Source organism: Bacteroidota bacterium (assembly GCA_020402865.1).
Taxonomy (GTDB): domain Bacteria; phylum Bacteroidota; class Bacteroidia; order Palsa-965; family Palsa-965.
The window spans coordinates 34,327-60,259 of the sequence record JADBYT010000005.1 but is presented as its reverse complement, the minus strand read 5'-3'; the positions used below and the strand labels follow the sequence as shown (position 1 = coordinate 60,259).

The following is a 25,933-nucleotide window of genomic DNA, read 5'->3' as shown; positions in this document are numbered from 1 at the left end:
CATCGGGTCCGCCGCTTTTTTATGCCGTTCTGTTAAACCGGCCGGAACATGGAATTGTCGAGCGGTTTCACTGTGGTTTCAATACGCGGGCCGTTTGCTCCCTGCTGCCCGTTTTGGCCGGGTCGTCCGGGCAGTGCGGCATTGTTGCGGCGCTGGTTTGCACGTTCGGTACCTGTGCCTGCGCCGGCATCGCCGCCCCTGCCGCCATGCCCGGCTCTTCCGCCTGAATTGGATGTGGTGAGTTGCAGGCGGCTCAGGCTTACACTCGTATCGGCTATAATGCGTATTTGTCCGCCATTGCCGGCATTGGCACCATGTCCGCCATCGCCGCCGTTTCCTCCCGTACAACGGAAGTCGCCCTGCCGGCCGCCATTTCCGCCATCGCCGCCCCTGCCGCCGTGCCCACCGTCGCCGCCATTGGCAATTACCCGCAGCGAACCGCTGTAATCCATGAAATAATAATAACGGCGGCCGGTTGTAAGGTCATGCACTATAGCCTGTAGGTATTCCGTTTGCCCGTCGGCCGTTTTGTATTGCTTCAGGTAAATGTCGGCATCATGACCATCAGATCCGCGAAATCCGTCGGTGCCGTGCGTGCCGTGTGTGCCGCTCTGGCACGATCGTTCTGAGGAGCCGTCGCTGCCGTTTGTACCACTGTTCCCACTGTTTCCCCAATAGCCATTCCTGCCGCTAAGATTGAGTTCAAAGCGTTTGCCCGAAAGCAGATTTATTTTTGCAGTATTTGTAAACCCGCTTTTGTGTTTGTAGGTAAGTGTAACAGATGCAACTCCTTCAAGACATTGTGACGGCGAATTGTGTATCACAAAACGGTTGCTGTCTATCAGGCGCGCTCCGTTTACGCTTATGTCAAAATCTTTCCAGTAAAACGGACGATATGTCATTTTTGTATAGGGCCGCGGAAGGGTGATCATTTTTGCAGCATCATTATTATTTATATAATACAATGATTTATCATAAACCATATACGAATACCGCTGCCCTTCATGCTCCACCGCCATTGCCACACCAAATGTTACCGTATCGCCAAAACCCGGGTTAACCGAGTCGATGAGCAGTACACGCATTTTCACCACTTTTTCGGGCTTGAAATACGAAAGTATTTTATGCTTTTTGTAGTGTGAGGGAGTATTGTCGGGCTGCACCTGCCGCGAACAGGCCAATCCCAATGAAACGAACGCGGAAAAAAGCAGCGCAGGTAGAATTGTTTTCATATCAATAAATTGCAGAGGTTAGCTGTAAAGCGTATTTCAATGCGCAATAATTATACCATAATGTATTGATAAATAAACATTTAACGATTTAGGCTGCGTTGTGATTTGTAAGTGAAATACAAATTTAATGGGCGGGGATAAAAGCTGAAAAAGTGTGAGGATAAAAATCAGGGTGTATCTTTTTGTACGGCAGATGTTATACCGGTAATGAGCTAAAACTACGCGCAACAATTTCTGAAATGAGTACCACCCTTCTGCTGCGCGGACTTATTGTTTGTGGTTTGCTGCTATGCGGCTGTCAGCGAGATATCCGCAAACTCCACATCGAAAAGCGTATTTATCGTCCGGGCTGGTACGTGAGTATTCCGCCACGTGGCGAGCCGATTACACACGCGTATCCGCCGCCAGTGCAAACGCCGGTAATTTATCCCGCAAGTGTGCCGCAGCCCCGGCAAAGCAGCCCGCCGCAAACTACTCCGGCTGCTGTGCCTTCTTTTCCATCGCCGCCGGGGGGCACCGCCGGCACACCGCCTGCAACCCCGCTGCCTTCACCTCCGTTGCCGCCGCCGGTGGCTCAGGTTCCTCAGCCTCCGGTTGCTGCTCCGCCGCAGGCAAACGCGCCGCCGGTGGCAGATAGTGCTGTTGCCGCGCAGCCATCCGTTGTGCTGCCCGACAGCAGCGGCAGCCGAAACGCCACTGTGTCGCGGGGCGGGGTTGATGTAGAGGGCGGCTTCCGTGTATTTGCCGCCGGACTCATGCCTGCGGGTGGCCGCCACTTTCCGCTGGCAGCGGGTGCTGGTTTTGCCGGAGGCGGCTACACGCTTGCTTTTACCACCGGCCCGCGTCTGGCTGTGCTGGCCTCGTGCAGTTACCGCTATGCACGCTTGCCGGTGAAACAAACCCCGCAACGCCCGCTCCCGCTTCCGGAAACCGCCGCCGCAAATGAAAAAATCCGCCTGCACAGCTTCTGCACCGAAACTGCGCTGCACATTAACCGTACCGGAGGTAAATTCATCAGCAGCATAGAGGTCGGGCTGGGTATCGAACGCATTGTGCGCTCGGTTTACATGGCAAGAAATATAGTGCAACAGCCGCTGCCGGCATCGGGGCAGCAAAGCGTGGCCGTTACAAAAATTAAAGCCACCGGTTTATACAGCATCAACGCATGGAGCAGCTACATGACCTGCGGCATAAGCCATGCGGGCTGGCGTGTGTTTTTGAACTGCCGCATAAATAAACAAACCACGCACGAAACCGATTTCCCGCGTGTGGCTTTGGGTGTAAGTTATTCGACATTTGATTTTTAACAAAACAAACCGCGTTTGCGCATGTGGTTTACGTGTGTGGAAAGGGAATACAAAAATGTTTTCGATATGCAGGAAATACCTGTTTCTTTCTTTCGCGGAATTACCATGGCGGATATTGCTTATTTTTATAAGCCCCTATTATTCTTCACGCAATATTCCATGAAAAAACAACTACTTCTTGCGGCAGCCGCTTTTGTGTGTGTCATTCATCTTCACGCACAGTGTATCAGCATCACGTGCCCCGCAAACGTAACAACTACGGCCAATTCGGGCATATGTGGCGCTGTGGTAAATTACACTTCGCCGCAGGCCACCTCGTCGTGTGTGGTGGCCAACGATTCGGCGGTGTTTAACTTCACCGGTGCGGTGCAAACATTTTTGGTGCCGCCTGGTGTTACGCAGGTTACCATTAAAACATGGGGCGCACAGGGTGGCGCAAACTGGGTAAACAACACCAACTTTGGCGGTTATGTGAAAGGCACGGTGAGTGTAACACCCGGACAAACACTTTACGTGTATGTGGGCGGACAGCCTACAACAACCGCCGGCGGTTTTAACGGCGGCGGTGCGGGCGACGGCGCCGGCAAAGGCGGTGGCGGCGGCACCGATGTGCGCACCATCAGCAACGACCTCAACAGCCGCCTTGTGGTGGCCGGAGGCGGTGGCGGCGCCGGCTACTGGAGCAACCTGCACGTAGTAGGCGGCGCGGGCGGCGGACTTACCGGCGGCGATGGTTACCGGAACACCACTTCAGACATGGGTGGCCTCGGCGCCACACAAACCGGCCCCGGTGCCAACGGCACGTGCGTAAACTTTAACATGACCACAATGGCCGGCGGCTTTGGCTTTGGAGGCACACCGTTTGGCTTCAACTGCGGCTGCGAAGGATACGGCGGCGGCGGCGGCTGGTATGGCGGCGCAGGCAGCGGAAACTGTCGCGGCGGCGGCGGCGGAAGCGGCTACGTAATTCCCGCAGCTACCAATACAGCCATGCAAAACGGCGTGCGTGCAGGCCACGGCAAAGTGGTAATCGAATACCTCGGCACATCCACACCCACACTTACACAAACAGCCGGACTTCCCTCCGGAAGCATTTTCCCAACGGGCATCACCACAAACACATTCATTGCAAGCGATGCATTTGGTAATACCAACGTTTGTTCCTTTACAATTACCGTGAGTGACAACCAGCCGCCCGTAATTTCGGCAATACCGCAAAACCTCAACGTGTCAACCGACTCCGGCCTTTGCTCGGCAGTAGTAAGCTGGAACGCACCTGCGGTGAACGATAACTGCGGCGTAGCTTCGCTTACGCTGTCTGACAGCAGCGGAACGGCATTCACCACCGGCACGCACACCGTGGTTTACATTGCTACCGATGCCAGCGGAAATGCCGACACGGCTTCGTTTACAATTACCGTTACCGACAACGAAGCACCCGGAATTGTTTGTCCGCAAAACATTACCGTAGCTGCCGATTCGGGTCTGTGCACAGCCACGCTGCCAAACATCGGCAACGCAATTACAACTGATAACTGCGGTATTGTTTCAGCAGGTAATGATGCTTCTGCAACCTATCCGCTGGGCACAACAATAGTTACGTGGACAACCACCGACGGAGCGGGCAACACAAGTACCTGTCAGCAATTAATTACAGTTGTCGATTCGCTTGCGCCACAGTTTACTTCCATACAGCTCAACATACAACTTTGTGTGGGAGATACCTTGTTGTTTGCACTGCCCACCGCTACCGACGTCTGCAGTCCGGTTACAGTAACACAAACCGCAGGCCCGGCAAGCGGCTCTGTGCTTCAGGCCGGAACCTATACGCTTCAGTTTTCGGCAACAGATACTTCGGGCAACGCGGCGTTTACTGCCTACGGAGTAACGGTGCTTGATCCGGGTGTTACACTTGCACTCAATACACCGGCAGCCGTTTGTGAAGATGATGCATCGTTTACGCTCACCGGCGAATCGCCTGCTGGCGGCACATGGAGCGGTCCCGGCGTAACAGGCACACAATTCTCGCCGTCAACCGCAGGAGCAGGTATGCATGTGATCACCTACACATTTACTGATTTCAATGGCTGCACAGGTGTTGCCACCGATACAATTACGGTGCAGGAGTGTACGGGCATTGCAACTGTATCAGCAGGTGTGCTTGCGCTTTATCCGAACCCTGCTGCAAACGAGTTTTTGTTTGTAAGCAGCGGAAACGGTATGCTTGAACTGGTATCAGCAGCCGGGCAGCTTGTTGCAGCACAGCGCATCACCTCCACCCGCGAAACCGTGAGCACATCGGCACTGGCTTCGGGCATTTACATGGTGCGTTACACCAACGCATCAGGCGCAATAAGCACCGCACGTTTGGTGATTCAGCGATAAACAGCAACGATACAACACAAAAAACGCCGCATCAGCTACGATGCGGCGTTTTTTGCGTTCATTAATTTACTTGCGTCCGCCAAAATTCTGCACGCAGTTCCAGTTGTAACGTTTGTGTTTTCGGATGGCTACGCCGATGTGTGTGAATTTTGGGTCGAGGATGTTTTTACGGTGGCCGAGGTTTTTGATGCCATCGTCGATGAGCAGTTGCATCACAATATCGAGCGCATCGCTGTAGCCGTAGCTGCAGTTTTCGCCCCAATACGAAAAGCCGCTTTTTTTGAAACGCTCTTTTTTTCCGCTGTGGCCGGTGGTTCCTGCTTTTCCGCTTTTCTCGGCGTGTGCGGCGGCAGTTTTGGTGAGGGCTTCATCGGGCAGAAGTGCTGCTGCGGGTTTCATGGTGCGCAAGGTGCGCAGTAATGAATTGGTGTAGCTGTTCTTCTTTCCTGCCGAGTCGATAAACGGCTGCGCGTAGTTTTGTGCAAATACTTTTGGCTGCGTGCGTGCGATGTTGCAGAGTGCGATAACACGCTTTTCTTCTTCGCCGAGGTAAGTTACATCGCGAGCAGTGTTCACACTGTCGGGACTAACCGCAACTGTTTCAGGGGTAAATTTTTGATGTTGAGTATCACGGGTGAATGCCGCACAACAAAAAAGTGTAAAAATGAAAAGTGTAAATCGGGTCATTTGAAATGGCTTCTAGTGTTTAAGTGGTGCATCAATGCCAGAATATCATCGGGCAAATCAAACAGGTGTTTTGCGAAAGCATAGTTATGACGTTATGTAGATGCAAGTGCCAATTTCAGTAATGTTTGGGGATTAAAGCAGTTTTTCCCGGATGTTTTTCCGGATTTCGGAAATGCCTGTCCCGAATTTGTAGTGCTGCAAACATGCAGTTTCTGTAAGTATCAGAATAGCAGCACGATGCAATATTGGCATGCCAATCGTAATTCTGTTGGCATGGCACAACAAGCAAACTTATTTACATCACCTTCCGAGTTACAGGCCATTGCCGAAGCTGTTTATCCGCAATCAGGCAGTTCACACAGCAAAGTAAAGGTGTATTGCCGCAACAATCCCGACGGAACAATCCGCTGGGCATGGCCTTCGGAAGCGCAGCAGCCTGATTTTTTAAACTTCTATCATGTGGGAAGTTTTCGGGCTGCTGCAATGGTGATGTTTATCCGTTTGCTTTTTGCGATAAACCTGCAGCGGTTGTTTGTGAGTTCTTCCGGTTTTCTAGTTGTCCCGGAAGGCTCACCGCTGGCAGGGAAAAACTGGGCGCTTTTTACCGGTACGGTTGGCCCGAACCGTAAAGCCATTTTTCGGCTCAGTGATGCCGAGGGCGTAACATTTATAAAAGTACCTGTTGGTGAGCAGGCCAAACATCAGCTCAGCAACGAAGCGGCAGCATTGAAGCGGCTGAACCTGCATCCGGTATGCGGGTTGGTTGTGCCTGAGCATAAATTGCTGCAGAACGATATTCATCAGCTCAGTGATATAAACGTTCCGGGCGCAGCATATCCGAAATCGCTTTCCGATTTTCCGTTTGCCACACTTTCCGAATGGTTTACAGGTTCAATTACCGAACAAAACCGTGTGGCCTCTGCCTGGTGGCAAAGATCAACCACATACCTCAGTCTGTTGCGCTACAACAACAAGCACATCAGTAAGGCATTGATCTCAAAACTCGACCAGCTTGCCAAACATCTTGGTCAGTATGACACCTGTCTTACAGCGCCGGCGCATGGCGATTTTACACCGTGGAATACACGGGCTGCAGAGAACCAGCTGATTGCGTGGGATTGGGAAATGTTTGACACATCATACCCTGTTTTTTTTGATGCATTTCATTTTATGTATCAGCAGGCTGTGCTTATCAACCGCCATTCGTATGCACAAATCAGAAAGACAATAGATGCATTTTTTGATTTGCCCTGTTGCAGGAGTTTTACGGATAAAATAGGAATCAACCTCGACTTGCTTGAACAGCAATATCTCTACACCGTAATTACGTCTTCGCTGCAAAGCTGGTCGAAACAAAATAGCTGGCATGTTCAAACCAACTGGCTTATGGAGGTTTGGAACGAAGCCCTGAATGATCATTTAACGCTTGAGGACCCTTCTCAATACAGGCAGCTGCTGCTCCGCGATTTTTTCTCATCAGTCCGGATGCAGCAGTACGCCTGGCTGAAATCATGCGGCGCGCAGCCCTGGGAATTGCATGAGTGGTCTGACATTGATCTTTGTGCAACGCCAAAAACAACAGCAATAATTATCAGCTTTTTTAAGCGGCATGCTTTTGTAAAGCGTGTCAATGTTACACGATATTTTCACCGAACGGTTATTGCCGTTGTGCTTGCAAACGGCGAAATGCTTTCAGTGGATTGTATTCACAAATTCAAACGCAAAGCATTACAGTTTATGAATACAGCTGATGTGCTTAATAATGCAGAAACAACAAGCACCGGTATCCGCATTGCATCGCTGGCAGATGATTTAACTTATAGCTGGTTGTTTGCACGGCTCAACGGAGCAGCGTTGAGCGAACGTTACCGTTTGTATTATTTCAGCCGCTATGCAGTGCAGCGGCAGGTGCTCGATAAAACAGCACAGGAACTGGGCGCCGAAAATTTTGTTCAGCTTTTAAATATCCGGCAGCAGCCAAACCCGCTCAGGGTTATTGGTGAACTGAAAAGTAATAAGGGTTTGGTTGCTGCCCGGAACCGGATCGAATATTATGCTGATGTGCTGCGTTCGTTTTTTGTATCACCCGGCTTCATTGTCACATTCAGCGGTGTTGACGGTGCGGGCAAGAGCACTGTAATCAATACACTTCGCGAGCGAATTGAAAAACGCACACGCCGCCGTGTTGTGGTGTTGCGTCACCGTCCGTCTGTGCTGCCCATCATAAGCGCGTGGCGCCACGGCAAAGCGAAGGCCGAAAAGCTGGCCACCGATGCAATGCCAACAACACATGCACAATCAGGCAAAGTTTCGTCACTGCTTCGGTTTACGTATTACTATGCCGATTATTTATTCGGGCAGTTTTATGTATTCTTTCGATATAATCTCAGAGGTGATATTGTTATTTATGATCGGTATTATTTTGATTTCATTCATAATCCCGAGCGCAGTAATATTCGCTTACCGCAACGTCTGGCGAAGTTGTGTTACAAGTTTTTGCTCAAGCCCGATTTCAATTTCTTCTTGTATGCGCCCGTTGAAGTGATTTATGCGCGCAAACAGGAAATGAGCCGGACAGCTATAAGTGCAATAATGGATCGATACCTGAATTTTTTCAGAACGGCTGCAGTGAGCGCTCCGCGTCGTTATGTGCCTGTTCAGAATCTCGACCTGAAGCAAACTATTTCACAGATCGAAACCATAATCTTCAGCAGGTATGAAAAAATGGCTTGAACAACTCATCCGCAGGCGTAATCCGAATTTTACTTTTTCGGATGCGGCGGATGCACGTATGCTGTTATTGTTTTGTTTTCAGCAATTGTTTTGTTTGCTGCGTGGTATGCGTGTGCTTGTTTTTATGAAACACCCGCGTATGCTGCTGGCCGGCCGGGGCGTTGTTTTTTTCAATCTTCGCCGCATCAGCTGGGGGCGTTTTCTCCGGCTTGGTGATGGTGTGTTACTGAGCAGTATGAGCAGCGGCGGAATTACGCTTGGCAACAATGTAAGCATTGGAGCATACAGCCGTCTGGTAGTTTGCACATCGCCGCAACAGCCCTGTGGTTTTATCCGCATCGGCAACAGTGTGGGTATGGGCGAATTTGCTTACCTCGGTGGCACAGGTGGTTTGGAAATTGGCGACGAGTGCATTATTGGTCAGTATTTCAGTTGTCATCCCGAAAATCATATTACAGCAGACCCTGATCAGGCTATCCGCTTTCAGGGCGTAACAAGAAACGGTATCCGTATTGGCAATAACTGCTGGATTGGCAGCAAAGTAACCATACTCGACGGGGTGAGTATTGGTGAGGGTAGTGTTATTGCCGCGGGTGCTGTAGTTAACCGCAGTTTTCCGCCGGGCAGCATTTTAGGGGGCGTGCCCGCGCGGTTGCTGCGCAATCGGTATGAAGCAACTGAATTTACAAACCAGCAACGTGCGGCAGTATGAAAACTGTACTTATAACAGCGTATGCAATCAATCCGTACAAAGGATCGGAAGACGGAATGGGTTGGCAGTTTGTATTGCAGGCTGCTCGATTTCAGCGAGTAGTTGCTGTAACACGGCGCAATAATTTGCCGCACATCAACACTTACATAGCCGAACATCCTGAGCTAAAAGCACAAACAGACAACATCGTGTTTCGTGCAGTTGACTGGCCCGGCTGGATGTTGTTTTGGAAAAAAGGCCCGCTGCTTTCGCTCATCTATTTTTACTGCTGGCAAATTTCGGTTGCGCTTCGTTTGTTTTCACAGCGCAATAAATTTGATGTAGTACACAACCTCAATTTTCATAACGACTGGACACCTTCTTTTCTCTGGATACTTGGCCGCCCGCTGGTTTGGGGGCCGGTTGGTCATCACCCGCCTGTTCGCAGCACTTTTTTGCGCCGGTTTTCGCGACGTGAAAAAATGCGTGAGTATATGCTGCGCGGTTTCAAATGGATGTTTTGGAATTTTGATCCGTTTTTAAAAATCACCCGGCGGCGTGCATCGCATGTGTTTTGTATGCACAAAAAATCGGCCGCAAAATTGCCGCGCACGGCAACTTATTCACTGCTTCCTTCGGTAGCAACCGAGGCGCCAGAGCCCGGAGCAACAACCGACAAAGGCTTCACTGTTTTTTCGGCGGGCCGTTTTGTTCCGCTCAAAGGCTTTGATATTACAGTGCGCAGCTTTGCCGCATTTTGCAGGATGCTGGGCGATGAGGATCGGGAAAAAGTTAAGCTTCGCCTGGCAGGAACCGGCCCGATGCTGAACGAAATAGAACGCATTGCCGAAAACGAAGGAATTCGTGAAAAAGTAGAAATAATAGCATGGATACCGCGCCATGAATTGGGAGCTGTTTACCGAAGTTCATCTGTTTTTCTTTTCCCCAGCCACGAAGGTGCGGGCATGGTGGTGGCCGAAGCCATGAGCTATGCATTGCCGGTTGTGTGCTGGGACAATTGCGGGCCGGGAGCTTTTCTGCATCCGCAGGCTACCACCGCAGTTCCGGTATGCAGCTACAGGCAAGCGGTTGATGCTTTTGCAACACAACTGTTTAAGCTTTTTACCAATAAGCAGCACCTGCTTAAAGAACAGCACCTGGCTGCCGAACAGTATCAAAAACACTTTCGCTGGGAGCAGCGCGGCGAAATACTGCGTGATGTTTACACGGCTGTAATCAATAAAGAAAAAATTAATTCAAAAACTCCTGCACATGAAATACAATCACTGGGGGCGCACCTACGCCGTTCATCTGCTCAATGATTTCAGCGGAAGTCCGCTTGTGCTGCGCGAAGTATTACGCGATATGCAAAAAATGGGAAACCGCATAACTGTACTTACTTCTACTGAAAAACCCACCGGCTTTCTTACTCATGGATTACAGGTTCATGTAGCCAGAATTCCTTACGGCTGGTCGCCATCAAAAGCCGTTACATTTATGCGTTACCTCTGGTCGCAGCTCTTCACATTTTTCTTTCTGCTCCGATCACTTAACAGAAATGATTCTGTATATGTGAATACATTGCTGCCCTTTGGTGCTATGCTGGCCGGTAAGTTAAAACGTGTGCAGGTAACTGTACACATTCACGAAGTAAGTCTGCGGCCTCTATGGCTGCAGCGTTTCCTTGTATTCATGGCTAAGAGTTGTGCCAGTGAGGTTGTATTTGTATCACAGTACACTGCCAGTCGTTTTCGTTTTTCGAAAACCCCTACCAGCGTGGTGCGCAACACACTTCCCGACGAGTTTTGGGACAAAGCCACCCAGCACAGGTTTACGCGTCCGCAAGGGAAGTTTACAGTACTTATGCTGGCTTCACTCAAAGCATACAAAGGTATTTATGAATATGCCGGGCTTTCCAGGCGTTTTCCGGGAATCCGCTTTTTACTTGTGCTAAATGCCGGTTTAAACGAAGCAGAGAAGTTTAAGTGGCAGGTAAATGCACCGGCCAATCTGGAAATCCATCCGGCTACATCAGACACACATTGGTTTTACAGCCAGGCTCATGTGGTGGTTAATCTTTCACGTCCCGATCAGTGGATTGAAACATTTGGGATGACCATACTCGAAGCATTTGCCTATGGCCGTCCGGTTATTGCCCCCCCTGTAGGCGGCCCTTCCGAACTGGTTACGCATGGAGTAAATGGTTTTCTTATCGACTCGCGTAATGCCGGCGCGCTTGATGCTGCCATAAAAAAACTCTGGCTCCGCAACGATTTGTACCATGATATGGTGCGCCATATCTGCAACGAATCTTATCCTCATTTCTCACATACGGCGCATGCCGGATAATGGAAACCTGCTTCCGGATTCCGGAAAATCACTTCCTGTCTTTTTGTGTAATTGTTTTGTTAACAAGATGATAGGAGTATGGCACGGTACAAGTATTAAGCAGTAAAATTCAAACCTATGAATTCCAGAGTAGCCATAATAGGAACTGTGGGCATACCGGCCCGATACGGCGGATTTGAAACGCTTGCTGCGCGCCTGACTGCGCATTTGGGCAATGATTATTCGTTTACGGTGTATTGCTCAAAGCAGGCTTACCGTAAAGAGGAGCGTAAAGCGCACGAAGGGAATACCCGGCTTGTGTATTTGCCATTTAAAGCCAACGGTATTCAAAGTATTATTTACGACGCAGTAAGTATATTACATGCGCTTTTCAAAAACGATGTATTGCTTATTCTTGGTGTAAGCGGCGGATTTATGATTCCGTTTGTGCGCTGGTTTACACGCAAAAAAATTATTGTGTCGGTTGACGGGATTGAGTGGAAGCGGGATAAATGGGGGCGTATGGCTGCGTGGTATTTATGGTTTGCCGAAATGCTTGCCGTGCGTTATGCACATGTGAATATTGCCGATAACGAAAGCATACAGGATTACACCGCAAAACGGTACGAGAGTTTGAGTTGCATTATTGAATACGGGGGCGACCATGTGACGCAGCAGAGTTTTACCAATGCCGATTTAAAACGATACCCGTTTTTATCTAAACCCTATGCATTTTCAGTGTGCCGCATTGAGCCTGAAAATAATATTCATCTCATGCTTGATGCTTTCAGTAGTATTCCAAACAGACAACTGGTGCTGGTGGGTAACTGGAGCAAAAGCGAATACGGGAAAACCCTTCTGGAAAAATACGCCGATTATGGCAACATTTTCCTGCTCGACCCGATTTACGATCAGCGGCTAATTGATGCGATGCGCACCAACTGCATGCTCTACTTGCACGGCCACAGTGCAGGTGGCACCAACCCCTCGCTGGTAGAAGCAATGACTTTAGGTTGCTGTGTGTGCTGCTTTGATGTGAGCTACAACCGCACCACCACACAGCAAAAAGCCCTGTATTTCGCCGATGCAACTTCGCTTGCCAATCTCGTTATGCACACACCCTACCTTAAAATTCTTGCACAGGGAAATGCAATGAAAAAAATTGCAGCGCAACGTTACACGTGGCATGCAGTGGCTGCGCGGTATGGCGATGTAATACGCTGTGCACTTGAAGGGGAAATACGCAACTCGCTGCAGTCGAATGCAGAATTGCTGAGCATACATGAATTGGGCGAGCTCGGCGCAACACATCTCCAGTCAACTCAATTATTCTATCAAAAACGCTGAATATGCACACACATCTCACTCAGGCATTACTCATGGCAGGAGTTTCATTTCTGCTGGCCACCTTGCTTTTTCCGGCCTTCATTCGTGTCTATTTGCATAAAGGCTGGGTTGATAAGCCTGACAACCGAAAGAAACATATTAAGCCGGTGCCGGCAGCCGGCGGTGTAGTTATTGCTCTTTCTGTGTTTGGAGCTCTGGTTATGTTTGAAACGGGCCGGTCTTTTCTGGCTTCGCACCTGTTTGAAACACTTGCATTGCTTGTACTTTGCGGCATAGGCGCATGGGACGATCAGCGAAACCTCAGGCCGTTGATGCGTTTGCTGGTGCAGTTGGGCTGTGGTGCCTTGCTTTCGCTCTCAGGGCTCAGGCTGCAATCGTTGCACGGTGTGTTTGGCGTGTATGAACTTGCATGGCCGGCCCAGATTCTGTTAAGTACGGTTATTTATGCCGGAGCCACCAATGCGTTTAATCTTATCGATGGAATCGACGGACTTTCGGGTGTGCTGGCTTTAACAGGGCTTACTGTATTCAGTATTCTTTTTTTATTATGCGGATCAACATCAATGCTGTTGCTGCTGTTGCCTTTTATTGCAGCACTGGTTCTGTTTCTAAAATACAATTTTACACCAGCCTCGGTTTTTATGGGCGACAGCGGTTCGCAAATGCTGGGATTTTTGCTGGCGGCGTCGGGTATGACTATTCTTGAACAGGGGGCAAACACTACTGCACATCCGTATGCTGCATTAGTTTCGGCTATACTTATTCTTCCCGTGGCCGATGCTTTACGTGTGTTTGCTTATCGGATCGGGTCAGGACGTTCGCCTTTTATGGCCGATCGCAGTCATCTGCATCACTGGTTGCTGCTGGCAGGAAACAATCACCCCTCGGCTGTGAAACACATTTTTGTGTTGCAGATAGGTATTCTCCTGTTTTCACTTTTTACCATAGATAAATTAGATACGACATATATTCTGCTTGTGCAGCTTACTATGGTACTGCTCTTTACAAGGTTTGTAAAAGCCATCGCCCGGTTCGAAAAATGGAAAAACATGGTAAGAGAAAACGAAAGAAGTTATAAGTAGTTGCTGTTCAGCGACTTACATTGTGTAACCTATTCTTAAAAATTTCGTTCAAATTGATGTGAGTTCCGGTTATTGGAATACATTTAAATTCAGGATAATATAATCCAATCTGTATTTCAGTAAAATAAGTAAACAGATCATGTAACTCATCATTTCATCCATCATGTAAACACGAAAGAAAGTTTCGTCTGTGACTTCCCTGCACGTTATGAGCACATTCAGAATTTTTATTGTGGAAGATGATCCCTGGTATGGGGAAATTCTTGACTATCATCTTAGTCTTAATCCGGATAATTCGGTTACGCTGTTCACAAACGGGCACGACTGTTTAAAGGCCTTATCAGCTTCTCCTGATTTGATTACAATAGACTATGGCTTGCCTGATATGACCGGGCAGGAACTATTTCGTAAAATACGGGAGCGTTATCCTGGTATTCCAGTTGTAATTATCAGTGCACAGGAGGATGTGTCTGTTGCAGTGAGTTTGCTAAAAGAAGGAGCTTATGATTATTTGCTGAAAGACGAGAATACAAAAGATCTGCTCTGGTCAACAGTGAATGCCGCGAGAGAAACACATGCACTTCAGCGGAAAGTGGAGTATCTTGAAGAGGAGCTTGGCAAAAAGTATTCATTTTCGAATAGTATTAAAGGCGACAGTGCCGCGCTGCGCAAGGTATTTGCTTTGCTTGAAAAGGCGATACGCACATCCATAAACGTAACCATTACCGGCGAAACGGGCACAGGCAAAGAGCTGGTGGCAAAAGCAATTCACTTTAACAGCGACCGCCGTAACAGGCCGTTTGTGGCTGTAAACATGGCCGCCATCCCAAAGGAGTTGCTCGAAAGTGAATTGTTCGGACATGAGAAAGGTGCTTTTACCGGCGCCGTTTCACGCAGGCACGGGCGTTTTGAAGAAGCCGAAAAAGGCACACTCTTTCTCGACGAAATAGCTGAAATGGATTTATCCATGCAAAGCAAGCTGCTGCGTGTATTGCAGGAACGTGAACTTATCCGCGTAGGTGGCAATGAACGTGTTTCACTCGATGTACGTTTGGTTGTGGCTACGCATAAAGACCTTGCAGAGGAAGTAAAAGCTGGTCGTTTCAGAGAGGATTTGTATTACCGAATTATTGGATTTCCGGTTCATCTGCCTCCACTGCGTGAGCGGGGCAATGATATTCTGCTGCTTGCACGCTCGTTTCTCGATGAGTTTTGTAAAGCGAATGCCCTTCAGCCACTTAAATTGTCAACCGATGCAGCAAACAAGCTCATGCAGTATCACTTTCCCGGTAATGTGCGCGAACTCAAATCAATTATTGAACTTGCCGCTGTATTGGCCGATCCGCCCGAAATAAAAAGCAGCGAAATTTCTTTTACACCCAACACACGCACATCCGTTTTATCGGGCAGTGAACGTACATTGAAAGAATATACAATCGAAATAATTGAAACCTACCTGCGCAGATACAACCACAACATTGTGAAAGTGGCTGAAAAACTAAATGTCGGAAAATCGACCATTTACAAAATGATAAAAGACGGCGAGGTAAAAAACGAGAGCGAATGAAAGGCTTAATCTTTACTGAATTCCTTGAAATGGTTGAAAAGCGGTTTGGTATCAAAACCGTTGATATAATTGTTTCACAACCAAATATTGAGTCTGATAGCTATACCTCAGTTGGGTCATATCCGCACGGACAAATGGTTAACCTTGTGGTTAACCTGAGCAAGCATACCGGAATACCTGTTGAGGAGTTACTGAAAGTGTACGGGCGTTATTTATTTGGCCGCCTGGCCGCGCAATATCCTGAAATGATAGTGGGCATTACCGATCCGCTCAGCTTTCTTGAGAAGATTGAGACGCACATACATGTGGAAGTAAAGAAATTATACCCTGAGTCCAGACCACCTGCGCTTCAGCCTCAGCGTATTTCGGAGCAACAAATAAAACTTACATATCAGTCGCATCGTGGAATGGCGGATGTGGCCGAAGGACTTATTTTAGGTTGCGGTGATTATTACCAGACCAGCCTGATTCTTGTACGAAAGGAATTGCCCGATGGCACAACGGAGTTTTTAATCAGTTGCAATGAGTGCTGAGGATGAAATTGCTGTGCTGAGGCGTATGCTTGAGCGTGAACGCAATGCACGCAAGGCTTCTGAGCGCATTCTGGAAATGAAAAGCCGCGAGCTGTATTATGTGAATGAAAAACTCAGCGAACAGAATAAAACCCTCGAAACATTAATACAAAGCCGTACTCATGAACTTCAGATAAGTGAAAGCAGACTAAAGTTTGCCATCGAAAGGTCGGGCGATGGGATGTGGGAAGTTGATTTCAGAACAAATGAAATTATATTTTCCCCGCGCTATAAATCAGTATTGGGGTATCTTCCCCATGAATTTGAAAATAATGTTGATTTCTGGCTTAGCATTCTGCACCCCGATGATTTGCTCCGGGTATTGGGAGTATATAAAGAATATTCAACCGGTTTAAGAAGCGAACATACACTTGCATTCAGAATGCGTTCAAAGCGCGAAGGATGGAAGTGGTTACTCGATAGTGGTTGTGCCGTTGAGGTTGACGAGAAGCGAAAACCGCTGCGAATAATTGGCGTCAATACTGATATTTCAGAACAAAAGCATGCAGAAGAAGAGTTGCGGCTGGCTGCAGATAAGCTTTTGCACATGATTACCAACCTCAATTCAGGCGTGCTGCTCGAGAGTGAAACGCGTCATATTGAGGTAATCAATCATACCTTTTGTCAGATTTTCAGCATACCGCTTTCGCCTGCCGAACTGAGAGGTATGGATTGTTCACAATCGGCCGAACAAAGCAAAGGGTTGTTCGAGGATCCCGAAGGTTTTATTGCCCGCATTAATGACCTGCTCCAACAGAAAACAGCTGTTACCGGTGAAGAGTTGATTATGGCTGATGGCCGTGTACTCAACCGCGATTATATCCCGTTTTTTGTGAATAATGAATACAAGGGGCATCTCTGGAAATACACTGATATTACAGCTGCAAAACGCTATGAGCAGAAACTTCAGGAACAGGAAGAAAAGTACAGAGGCATTATAGAAAATATGAACCTCGGACTCATTGAGGTTGATCTTGAAGAAAAAATCGTTTACGCCAACCAGTCGTTCTGTAATATTTCCGGTTACACGACTGACGAATTATTGGGCCGGAAAACATACGATTTACTTTTACCTAAAGAACTCCGCCAGACTTTCAATAGCCGGCAGAAAGAACGGAATCAGGGTATTTCGGATGCCTATGAAATGCAGGTGCGTAACAAACGCGGCGAGGCCAGGTGGTGGATGATTTCCGGAGCGCCTATGTATGACTCAAAAGGAACCGTTATCGGAAGCATTGGCGTACATGTGGATATTACAGATCAGATGGAGCTTGAGGAACAGCTACGTACAGCCCGCAAGCTTGCCGAAGAATCGGCTAAAGCCAAAGAATCGTTCATGATAAACATGAGTCATGAAATACGAACACCCATGAATGCGATTTCGGGCTTTGGCGAGCAATTGCTCAATACGCCGCTTTCCGGTAAGCAACGCACGTTTGTGAATGCCATTAATTCGGCAAGTGCCAACCTGCTTGTAATTATTAACGACATTCTCGACTTCTCGAAAATTGAAGCGGGGCAATTAACTGTTGAACGTATTACGTTTTCGTTAGTTGATGTTGTAAAAACAGTATGCAGCATCCTTTTTTCGAAAGCCGAAGAAAAAGGTATTCTGCTTGAATGTAAAATCGACGAAAACCTTACGCCCGTTCTCATTGGCGATCCTTTCAGAATTACGCAGGTACTCATTAATCTGATCGGAAATAGTATAAAGTTTACAGAACAGGGCAAAGTATCAGTTCAGGTGACCGTAATTCAGAATGCCAAACTCGGACAGGAAATAGAGCTTGCCGTAAGCGATACAGGAATTGGTATGAGTAACGAATTTTTGACGCAGATGTTTGGCAAATTCAGTCAGGAAGATGATTCAACAGCACGTATGTACGGAGGAACCGGGTTGGGCATGGCGATTACCCGCGAGCTGGTTGAGCTTATGGGTGGAAGTATTTCGGTTGCAAGTACAAAAGGGCTAGGGTCGGTATTTAAAGTTAATTTGTTGTTGCCTGCCGGAAATAGTTCTGATATAAGTGTGCAGCATCCCGATATTACTCCTGATGGCCAACTGAGCGGCAAAACGATTTTGCTTGCTGAAGACAATTCCTATAACCAGCTCCTCGCCACCACAATTCTCGAACGCTACGGAGCCGAAGTAATTGTGTGCAACGATGGAGCCGAAGCGGTACTTGCGTTAGAAAAACGGGATGCAGATGTTGTACTTATGGATGTTCAGATGCCTGTGATGGATGGCGTTGAGTGTACCGGCATAATTCGTCAGTTGTATGGAACGGGTTTGCCTGTAGTTGCCTTAACAGCAAATGCGCTTACGGGTGAACGCGAAAAGTGTATTGCTGCCGGTATGGATGATTTTCTTTCCAAACCGTTTGAAGAGCAGCAACTCATTCAGAAAGTCTTTAAGTGGATTGCCATTGGTTCCGTTATATTGCGGGAGAATACAATGAATGACGACTATACACCGGATCTTTCGCGCCTGTTAAAGATTGCGGCTGGCGATAAGGTGTTTCTGAATAAAATGCTCACGATTTTTGTAAAGGAAACTCCCGCTCAACTGGCAGAAATGAAAGCCGCCTGCGATGCCGGAGATTTTGTGAAAATGGGTCGTATTGCTCATCGAATCAAACCTTCTTTGAACGATGTGGGTATATCCACCAATCTTCTTGCTGAAATTGAAACCGAAGGGAAAAACAATAATCCCGTTCCTCAAGTTAGTGAACGATTTGCCGACTTAACTGATAGGGTGAATGGGGTTATTGAGCATATCAGACAGTTTTATTTGTAAAATACGGCCTTCTATTTTTTGGAAAAGACTGTCTATAACAAAGAATTCCGGAATGTGGCTGATGGCTTAAGTGCCATTATATCAGTTGAATAGATAATTGGCACAGTATTCATGGACTGCTTTTTAAAAAGACAGCCATGTTTGAAAATCCAAAAATCTTTCTTGTAGATGATGATCCGTTTTACCGGTTAATCTATGAGAAAATGCTGCGCAGACTTGGGTACTCAAAAATTACCTGTTTCGAAGACGGGCAGCAGGCAATTAATCAGCTTACCGGGCATCCCGAAATTATTTTCCTGGATCATGTTATGAACAATATGGATGGTTTGGATGTGCTTTTGAAAATCAAGCGCATTAATCCAGACATCTATGTGGTTTTTATTTCATCGCAGGAATCAATTTCTGTAGCTGTGGATGCCTTGAAGTATGGAGCCTTTGACTACATCATAAAAGGTCAGGACGATCAGGGAAAGATTTCGAATGTGCTTGAACGGATCATGCAGGTGCGTATTAAATTGCATGAAAAGCAAATGGGTAATAATCGTAAGGGTGGATTTTGGAATAATCTGAAGTTGTTGTTTTTTGCTTTTTCGTTTTTTCCGCTGCTTTTTTTTCTGAACGGATGTTCTGCCCAGAATCTCTTTGAGAAAAAGCAGGCTGCAAATGATTTGGTTTCGGGCGATACGGCCTTTTTTAAATATGATCCGTTTTATGAATACCGGATTAGTAAAGATGATAAAGTAACCATCAGCGTATGGAATCACGATGATTTAAGCGTGGGCTCTCTTTATGGAATATACAATTCCAATGAAGTATATGGAAAGTGGCTGATGGTGGATGCTGAAGGAATGATTCCTGTGCCGCGCATCGGACGTGTGAAAATTGGTGGGCTAACACAGCGTGAAGCGAAGGACACACTTGTGAAAAAGTATTCGTTGCTGGTAGTTAATCCGGTTTTAGAAGTAAAAGTGCTAAACAAAGAAGTTACCATGCTGGGTGAAGTTAAAACCCCCGGAAATTATCTGCTCGAAAAAGAACATAATACGCTGATTGAACTTATTGGCCGGTCTGGCGGTTTTGAATTTTATGCCGACAAAAAACAAATACAGGTGTTGCGCATTGTAGATGGATTGCAAAAGCAGGTAACCGTAAATCTTACCGGCCGCGACCAGCATCTCGAAACCAACATTCAGCTTCATCCCCGTGATATTATTGTGGTGCCTTCGCGCAAAGGAAAAATGTGGGATAAAAAATCAGGCTCTGTTATTCCGATAGCCAGTGTGATTAGTGCGCTTGCACTGGTGTTTAATTTTTTCCGCTGATCTGCACCATGAAAATTGCCTCACTTCTGCCTCCCGTATTGCGTCCCGTTTACAGAGGGATTCCAATCGTAATTGTTTGTATGGCAATTGGTGTACTGGTTGCAAACAGGTATTTGCGTTATGTCACTCCTGTGTTTGAAAGCACCACATTCATCAAACTTGCCGATAACCACGATGGCCCGTCAGGTGCCAATTTGTTTAATGATTTTGACGTGTTTGCCACCAGCAATAAAATAAATGCTGAAGTTGAACTGATAAAATCAGGTGTACTGCTGGAAAAGGCAGCGCACATGTTAAACCTTGAAGTAAGTATTTCACGCATCGGGAAAATTAATAAAACAGAACTGTACAAGAATTCACCCATTACCATACTGGTAAATCTCAGCAAAGAAAATTGGTTCGATAAACCATTTAAGCTATGTGTGAGTAACGATACACTCACACTCACTTCACCCGACGGTGTAGTGCATCAATCGGTATTCGGGCAAAAAATTATTACCGCCGGCGGCGAAATACTGATTGTGAAAAACGACGAATTTATTACTGCAAACAAGCAGATACGAATAAATGATAATTACGAATTTGTATTCAACAGCTTAAAGAAGCAAAAGGAAATGATAAGCGGGCAGCTGGATGTAATGGCTGTTGATAAAGAGGTTCCTGTATTACGTATCAGTTGCCGGAGTGCTGTGCCTGATAAAGCTGCCGATATGGCCAATGCCGTGGCAATGGCTTATCTCAATGATTTTGTGGAAACCAAATTTCTGGTAGCAGACACAACCCGAAAATTTCTTGACCAGCAACTTGAGTCGTATGGTAAAAAACTAAGCAGGAGTGAAGATGATATTGAAATGTATCGTGATACTCACCGCATAATAAATATCAAGCAGGAAACCGAAACCGATTTGCGTAAAATATCCGACCTGAAAAAACAGTACATCAGTGTGCAGATGAGCCTTTCGGCGGTTGACAGCTTACATGCGGCGATTCAAAAAGGGGTAGATCGCTTTCTTGAACTGGCGCCAAATTTTGAGCAGTTTACGGATCTGCTTTCTACCGAAATTGTGCTTAAAATAAAAGCACTTCAAGCCGAGAAAAAGGAGTTGCTGACCCGCTACACGGCCGAACATGAGAAAGTAAAACTGATCGACGCCAAGCTTCAGGATCTGATTCTTTATCTCCGCGAAAGCATTTCAAATTCGAAAACAGCGTTGCGCATTAAACTCTTTGAGCTTGAGCAGGGCATTCGTGATGCGGAAGCGGTATTTGTTGGACTACCCTCGCGCGAAAGGCGTATGAATGATCTTGAGCGCGATTTCAGTTTAAACGAACAACTTTACCGCTTCCTGCATGAAAAGCGTACTGAAGCCGAAATTGCACAGGCAGCGCGCATTTCGTTTCACCGAATTATTACTGCAGCAGAAGCAGCCCGGAAGCCGGTTTCGCCCAATGCCGGGTTGATTCGCATTCTGGCGGGCTTTCTTGGCATGCTGGCTTCTGTTACGCTTATTTATATCGTGCATTTTCAAAAAGCCCGTGTTAATGATGCCGATACGCTTCAGCGAAATACATCATTGCCGCTTGATGCAAGTGTACCCGTTTTCAAAAACCAGGCCGAAAAACAACTTTTCTTTCGTCGCTGGCTCATTGAACTTGAGTTGAGAAACAAGCTAAACCCAGGCAAAGTGCTTGTGTTTTCGTCAGATACGGATAAAGATGGCCGCCAGTTTATGTGCATGCAGCTTGCCGCTGCGGCAACAGATGCCGGCTATTCGGTCTTGCTTGCCGATGCTGATAATACACTTTCTGATTCAGCAGCAGCAAGCAGCATTACCCGTATGCAGGGCGAACAATTGCTGGCAATACGCAATGCAGGCACACTGCGTGAAATGATGCAGCAGTGGATGCAAACACATACGCTGATTATCTGGAACAATGGTTGTATGCGAAAAAACCCCGATGCCCTGCGCATTATGGCTGCTGCCGACCATAATTTTCTCGTTACCGATTCGCGCAATACGCGCAGGAAACAGCTTGTGCAAAACGACATGCTGTGCAGCGAGTTCCGATTGCCCGACCCCGCTTATGTGCTCAACCGAGCGGATTATACACCCAGCATTTTGCGCAGTGCATGGCTGTTTGTTTGCGAAGCATCAGACTTTGTGCATACATGGATGAAGCGGATTAAAAAAGCTCAGGCATGAATATCTTAAGGTACATAAACCGTTTGGCTGTGGTAGCCGATCAGGCTGTGGTGAGCGGTACTGCCTTGCTTTCGTCGTTGTTCATTGCGCGTACAAGCGGGGTGGATGGTTATGGTCGTTTTTCGGCTGTGGTACTTTTGCTTTTTTTGTTGCAGGCCGTGCAGCAGGCATTTATTTCGGGTGTGTTTCAGGTAAACTTCAGCAGGATTTCGGTGCATCGCCGTAAGGCATATACACAGGCTGTGTTGCTGGGGCTGGTGATGCTTACGACTTTACTTGTTTTGCTGGTTCTGCTGTTCAGACAATTGCCGTTTGCCTTTGTGCAGTTGTTTCCTGCTTCGGCGGCTATATGCGTGTATGCAGCCGCACAGCTTACTGCCGACGGTGTGCGGCGTGTACTGCTTGCCCGAAGCAACTACAAAACAGTGCTTCTGCTTGATGTGTGTGTGTCGCTGTTGTTGCTGGCTTTACTTTTTATGCAGCGCCATACGCTTACTGTGGAGGACGCATTGTTCACATCGGCTGCGGCATTGTGCCCCATGCTTGCGGCCAGCATGTGGTTGTTTGGCAGGCCGGTTGTGCAGCGTAGTATGTGGCATCTAACCCTGCGCATACATTTTCGTCAGGGACGCTGGTTATTTTACACGGCTTTACTGCAATGGTGTTCGGGCAATCTGCTCATGCTGGCGCTTTCTGCACGAACGGGTGCAGCAGCTTTGGGCGTGTTGCGCCTGGGGCAGCAGTTGTTTAGCACGTTTACACTCATTTTGCAGGCTGCCGAAACGTATGCGCTCCCCAAAGCTGCTGCCCTTGCCGCACACAGCGCACAACTGGCAGCCGGACTACGTAAAATGACATTCACACTTTTGCTTTTGTATGTGCCGTTTGCCCTTGTGCTTTGCCTGTTTGCGCGCCCGCTGATGCAATTTATTGGTGGTAACGATGTGCCCGATAGCAGCAGTATCATTCCGGCACTCGCTGCAGTTTATCTGCTTGTTACTTTGGGCTATAGTGTGCGCACTGCTTTACGCAGCCTACATCTCAATCAACTTTATTTCTCAGGCGCAATCCTATCGGTTGTGGCTGCTTCTTTTGCATTGCTTATCCCCGGGGCTGATGCATTGGCAATTGTGGCCGGACTTTTCGCCGCACAGTTTTTCCCTCTTTGCTACTGGCTCATTATTCTTCACCATAAACATCATCTTACATGGAAATCATTCATCTGATTCTTGGTAAAGCCAATCCCGAAAGGATGAACGGCGTGAATAAAGTAGTTTTTGAACTAGCTTCGAAACAAACTACCCAAGGGCACAATGTGCAGGTTTGGGGTATTACACAGAATCCCGAACATGATTATCCGCCACGTAATTTCAGCACACGCTTGTTTTTAGCGTCACGCAATCCGTTTGCAATGAGCCGAAAGCTAAGCGAGGCAATTGCCCAAAAAAAGGGCAAGGCTGTTTTTCATATTCATGGTGGCTTTATTCCCCTGTTTTATTCGGCTGCATTGTGGATGAAGAAAAACAATATTCGTTTTGTATTTACTCCGCACGGCAGCTACAATACAATTGCCCGACGCAAAAGTAGTTTGCGCAAAAAAATTTATACCATATTGTTTGAACGTAAACTCCTCGAAGCCGCTTCCGTAGTTCATTGCATCGGTCAAAGCGAAATACACGGCCTGCACGAAGTGATGCCCGGTAAGGAAGCCGCATTACTTCCCTATGGCTTTGAAGCCGCTGACGAATGCGCCCCCCGGTACGAACAACATGCTGATTTTATCGTAGGCTTTTGCGGGCGTATTGATGTATATACAAAGGGGCTTGATGCCCTCATTGACGGGTTTGCGGAGTTTGCCAAAAACAACAACCGCACACAACTTTGGATTATTGGAGATGGTGCTGAACTGGAACGGCTGCGCGAAATGACTGTTTCTCACGGCATTCAGCATAAAGTAAAACTTTGGGGAAGCCGATTTGGCAATGATAAAACAGCCTTGCTCAAATATATTTCTGTTTTTGCCCATCCCTCACGCAACGAAGGTTTACCTGCATCGGTGCTCGAAGCGGCTTCGCTGGGTGTGCCCTGCCTCATTAGCGAAGCAACCAACCTGGCAGAGGCCGTACAGAATTATCACGCAGGCGAAGTCATTCACAGCACTTCGGCATCCGAAGTTGAACAGGCGCTCTGTAAAATTTATGGCGAAGTACAAAACGGGAAAATGCCCGCACTTCGCTATGGCGCACGTCAAATGATCAGACAGGCATTTAGCTGGGAGCGTATCATCCCCGAATTTCAGCAACTCTATCTAAAAGCATGGAAGGCAATCTGACATTTGCACACCGCCTTTTTCTGCGTCGCACCGAATGGCTGCTCCTGCTTATTCTGTTTATCATGATAGGCGGCTTCTTTACGTGGAGCGAAAATGTGGCCATAACACGCGTACTGAAAGTAGCCAGCCGTATGCTCATGGTGGTGTCTGTATTTGCCGTGCAGTGGAGCATTGTGAAACGTGGTGCTGTTGCATCTTTTGGATGGAAGAATAAAGGTGCCATCCTTTTGTATGTTGCCTATCTGTTGCTTGGTCTCGTTTCATTGTTATGGTCAACCAACCCCGGTTACAGTGCTTTACAATGGGTAATGGATGCGCAAAGTCTTGTGTTTGCTTTTTTCTTTATCCAGTGTTTCATTTTACTCGATACCTATTTTCCGGGAAATCACATCAGATTTTATTCGGTTACAGGAAATGCCATTTTTTTAATGATTCTGATTTTTGTGTCCGGCATGTTCATTGCTCCTGATCAGTTTTACCGCATGACACATGGTGGCGAAGAAGCCAGACTGGGGGGGTATTTCATGAACCCCAATGAACTTGGAATGCTTTGTGCATTGGGCGTTTCGTGTTTGTTGTTTGATCTTTACAATAAATCAAATAAAGTATGGACCATCACTAAAGTACTGGTGCTGGTGTATGCGTTGGTAATGACTGGCTCCCGTTCGTCAACCATTGGTCTTCTGCTCATTTTCTTCTTTCACATCAAACGCTCCGATAATCGTAAACTTAAAGCTGCAATGTATATCGGCGCTTTGCTGGCTGTGCCTGTGGCCGTTGAAAAAATCATGATTAAGGAAGGTGGCGGCGGACTTGATGAAGTAATGAGCATGACGGGGCGTTTGCCTTTCTGGGAAGCTCTGCTCACTGAAGGTTTACCCAAAGAACCGCTCTTTGGCTTTGGGTTTATGCGCATTGCGTACAAAGATTATTTTCAAGGCGTACACACCTACGCCGGACAAATGACACACAATACCTTTATTCAGGTGCTCATGAATCTTGGCTTTGTGGGTTTTGCAATTGTGTTGTTTCAAATGGTATTTACTATACGCGGTTTCAATCGCGCAGAAAACACAGAAACAAAGTTGATGTATTACGGGATGATGATTCCGCTGCTCATCAATTCATTTACCGAATTTGGCATTTTTGGCGAAACCAATTACGGCATTTTGTTTTATCAGCTCATCATAATGCATGCAACCCGCAGCGGCAGCAGCTTGCTTACTCCAATGGAGGCAAAAACACTGCACATACGACGTTCGCTGGTGCGTAAAGAAAGTGTAGTGGGAATGAGGAGATGAATGGTTAGGGTGATGAATATAAAAGGCTGTCCTTATTGAGACAGCC

18 protein-coding genes are annotated in these 25,933 nt (G+C 47.3%); 16 read left to right on the top strand and 2 right to left on the bottom strand.

The window, feature by feature from the left end; genetic code table 11:
* Positions 1-32: 32 nt before the first annotated feature.
* On the bottom strand, positions 33-1,232 hold the full coding sequence (locus IM638_03975) for a hypothetical protein (protein MCA6362168.1): 1,200 nt from the start codon (positions 1,230-1,232) through the stop codon (positions 33-35).
* A gap of 239 nt (positions 1,233-1,471) precedes the next feature.
* Between IM638_03975 and IM638_03970 the strand changes: the two genes are divergently transcribed.
* On the top strand, positions 1,472-2,539 hold the full coding sequence (locus IM638_03970; protein ID MCA6362167.1) for a hypothetical protein: 1,068 nt from the start codon (positions 1,472-1,474) through the stop codon (positions 2,537-2,539).
* Positions 2,540-2,698: 159 nt separating this feature from the next.
* Complete coding sequence (locus IM638_03965; GenBank protein MCA6362166.1) at positions 2,699-4,924, top strand: HYR domain-containing protein; 2,226 nt, start codon at positions 2,699-2,701, stop codon at positions 4,922-4,924.
* Between the two features lie 66 nt (positions 4,925-4,990).
* On the opposite strand, the gene IM638_03960 is transcribed toward IM638_03965, so the two are convergent.
* Positions 4,991-5,611: a CAP domain-containing protein gene (locus tag IM638_03960; protein ID MCA6362165.1), complete on the bottom strand. Its 621-nt coding sequence runs from the start codon at positions 5,609-5,611 to the stop codon at positions 4,991-4,993.
* Positions 5,612-5,884: 273 nt separating this feature from the next.
* On the opposite strand from IM638_03960, the gene IM638_03955 reads away from it, so the two are divergent.
* The 14 genes from IM638_03955 (at position 5,885) to IM638_03890 (ending at position 25,887) form a co-directional block, all read left to right on the top strand.
* Positions 5,885-8,344 (top strand): hypothetical protein, encoded by a 2,460-nt coding sequence (locus IM638_03955; GenBank protein MCA6362164.1) that lies wholly within the window; start codon positions 5,885-5,887, stop codon positions 8,342-8,344.
* The gene (locus IM638_03950) at positions 8,328-9,056 is read left to right on the top strand and encodes an acyltransferase (GenBank protein ID MCA6362163.1); all 729 of its coding nucleotides are present in this window, start codon (positions 8,328-8,330) and stop codon (positions 9,054-9,056) included. Before IM638_03955 ends, IM638_03950 begins: the two co-directional genes overlap by 17 nt.
* Positions 9,053-10,357, top strand: coding sequence for a glycosyltransferase family 4 protein (locus tag IM638_03945; GenBank protein MCA6362162.1), 1,305 nt, complete (start codon positions 9,053-9,055; stop codon positions 10,355-10,357). The genes IM638_03950 and IM638_03945 overlap by 4 nt, the downstream gene beginning before the upstream one ends.
* Positions 10,308-11,384, top strand: coding sequence for a glycosyltransferase family 4 protein (locus IM638_03940; GenBank protein MCA6362161.1), 1,077 nt, complete (start codon positions 10,308-10,310; stop codon positions 11,382-11,384). Before IM638_03945 ends, IM638_03940 begins: the two co-directional genes overlap by 50 nt.
* Positions 11,385-11,501: 117 nt before the next feature.
* Positions 11,502-12,710, top strand: coding sequence for a DUF1972 domain-containing protein (locus IM638_03935; protein MCA6362160.1), 1,209 nt, complete (start codon positions 11,502-11,504; stop codon positions 12,708-12,710).
* A 2-nt stretch (positions 12,711-12,712) separates the two neighbouring features.
* Positions 12,713-13,792, top strand: coding sequence for an undecaprenyl/decaprenyl-phosphate alpha-N-acetylglucosaminyl 1-phosphate transferase (locus IM638_03930; protein ID MCA6362159.1), 1,080 nt, complete (start codon positions 12,713-12,715; stop codon positions 13,790-13,792).
* Positions 13,793-14,000: 208 nt separating this feature from the next.
* Entirely contained in the window at positions 14,001-15,359 is a 1,359-nt protein-coding gene (locus IM638_03925) for a sigma-54-dependent Fis family transcriptional regulator (protein MCA6362158.1), read from the top strand.
* Complete coding sequence (locus IM638_03920) at positions 15,356-15,892, top strand: heme NO-binding domain-containing protein (GenBank protein ID MCA6362157.1); 537 nt, start codon at positions 15,356-15,358, stop codon at positions 15,890-15,892. Before IM638_03925 ends, IM638_03920 begins: the two co-directional genes overlap by 4 nt.
* Entirely contained in the window at positions 15,882-18,728 is a 2,847-nt protein-coding gene (locus tag IM638_03915) for a PAS domain S-box protein (GenBank protein MCA6362156.1), read from the top strand. The genes IM638_03920 and IM638_03915 overlap by 11 nt, the downstream gene beginning before the upstream one ends.
* 137 nt (positions 18,729-18,865) lie before the next feature.
* A complete protein-coding gene (locus IM638_03910; protein MCA6362155.1) occupies positions 18,866-20,050 on the top strand; it encodes a response regulator in 1,185 nt (394 codons plus the stop codon).
* Between the two features lie 80 nt (positions 20,051-20,130).
* A complete protein-coding gene (locus tag IM638_03905) occupies positions 20,131-22,254 on the top strand; it encodes a hypothetical protein (protein ID MCA6362154.1) in 2,124 nt (707 codons plus the stop codon).
* Positions 22,251-23,480: a hypothetical protein gene (locus IM638_03900; GenBank protein ID MCA6362153.1), complete on the top strand. Its 1,230-nt coding sequence runs from the start codon at positions 22,251-22,253 to the stop codon at positions 23,478-23,480. Before IM638_03905 ends, IM638_03900 begins: the two co-directional genes overlap by 4 nt.
* Entirely contained in the window at positions 23,462-24,586 is a 1,125-nt protein-coding gene (locus IM638_03895) for a glycosyltransferase family 4 protein (protein ID MCA6362152.1), read from the top strand. The genes IM638_03900 and IM638_03895 overlap by 19 nt, the downstream gene beginning before the upstream one ends.
* Positions 24,571-25,887, top strand: a complete 1,317-nt coding sequence (locus IM638_03890) for an O-antigen ligase family protein (GenBank protein ID MCA6362151.1) — start codon at positions 24,571-24,573, stop codon at positions 25,885-25,887. The genes IM638_03895 and IM638_03890 overlap by 16 nt, the downstream gene beginning before the upstream one ends.
* The last annotated feature ends 46 nt before the right edge of the window (positions 25,888-25,933 follow it).

What these genes read in the sequence shown, in the direction of transcription:
- IM638_03970 (MCA6362167.1), top strand. Translation starts at nt 1,472, where the DNA reads ATGAGTACCACCCTTCTGCTGCGCGGACTTATTGTTTGTGGTTTGCTG.
- IM638_03960 (MCA6362165.1), bottom strand. Translation starts at nt 5,611, where the DNA reads ATGACCCGATTTACACTTTTCATTTTTACACTTTTTTGTTGTGCGGCA.
- IM638_03905 (MCA6362154.1), top strand. Translation starts at nt 20,131, where the DNA reads ATGGCAATTGGTGTACTGGTTGCAAACAGGTATTTGCGTTATGTCACT.
- IM638_03915 (MCA6362156.1), top strand. Translation starts at nt 15,882, where the DNA reads ATGAGTGCTGAGGATGAAATTGCTGTGCTGAGGCGTATGCTTGAGCGT.
- IM638_03900 (MCA6362153.1), top strand. Translation starts at nt 22,251, where the DNA reads ATGAATATCTTAAGGTACATAAACCGTTTGGCTGTGGTAGCCGATCAG.
- IM638_03930 (MCA6362159.1), top strand. Translation starts at nt 12,713, where the DNA reads ATGCACACACATCTCACTCAGGCATTACTCATGGCAGGAGTTTCATTT.
- IM638_03955 (MCA6362164.1), top strand. Translation starts at nt 5,885, where the DNA reads ATGGCACAACAAGCAAACTTATTTACATCACCTTCCGAGTTACAGGCC.
- IM638_03965 (MCA6362166.1), top strand. Translation starts at nt 2,699, where the DNA reads ATGAAAAAACAACTACTTCTTGCGGCAGCCGCTTTTGTGTGTGTCATT.
- IM638_03910 (MCA6362155.1), top strand. Translation starts at nt 18,866, where the DNA reads ATGTTTGAAAATCCAAAAATCTTTCTTGTAGATGATGATCCGTTTTAC.
- IM638_03935 (MCA6362160.1), top strand. Translation starts at nt 11,502, where the DNA reads ATGAATTCCAGAGTAGCCATAATAGGAACTGTGGGCATACCGGCCCGA.
- IM638_03945 (MCA6362162.1), top strand. Translation starts at nt 9,053, where the DNA reads ATGAAAACTGTACTTATAACAGCGTATGCAATCAATCCGTACAAAGGA.
- IM638_03975 (MCA6362168.1), bottom strand. Translation starts at nt 1,232, where the DNA reads ATGAAAACAATTCTACCTGCGCTGCTTTTTTCCGCGTTCGTTTCATTG.
- IM638_03950 (MCA6362163.1), top strand. Translation starts at nt 8,328, where the DNA reads ATGAAAAAATGGCTTGAACAACTCATCCGCAGGCGTAATCCGAATTTT.
- IM638_03940 (MCA6362161.1), top strand. Translation starts at nt 10,308, where the DNA reads ATGAAATACAATCACTGGGGGCGCACCTACGCCGTTCATCTGCTCAAT.
- IM638_03890 (MCA6362151.1), top strand. Translation starts at nt 24,571, where the DNA reads ATGGAAGGCAATCTGACATTTGCACACCGCCTTTTTCTGCGTCGCACC.
- IM638_03920 (MCA6362157.1), top strand. Translation starts at nt 15,356, where the DNA reads ATGAAAGGCTTAATCTTTACTGAATTCCTTGAAATGGTTGAAAAGCGG.
- IM638_03925 (MCA6362158.1), top strand. Translation starts at nt 14,001, where the DNA reads ATGAGCACATTCAGAATTTTTATTGTGGAAGATGATCCCTGGTATGGG.
- IM638_03895 (MCA6362152.1), top strand. Translation starts at nt 23,462, where the DNA reads ATGGAAATCATTCATCTGATTCTTGGTAAAGCCAATCCCGAAAGGATG.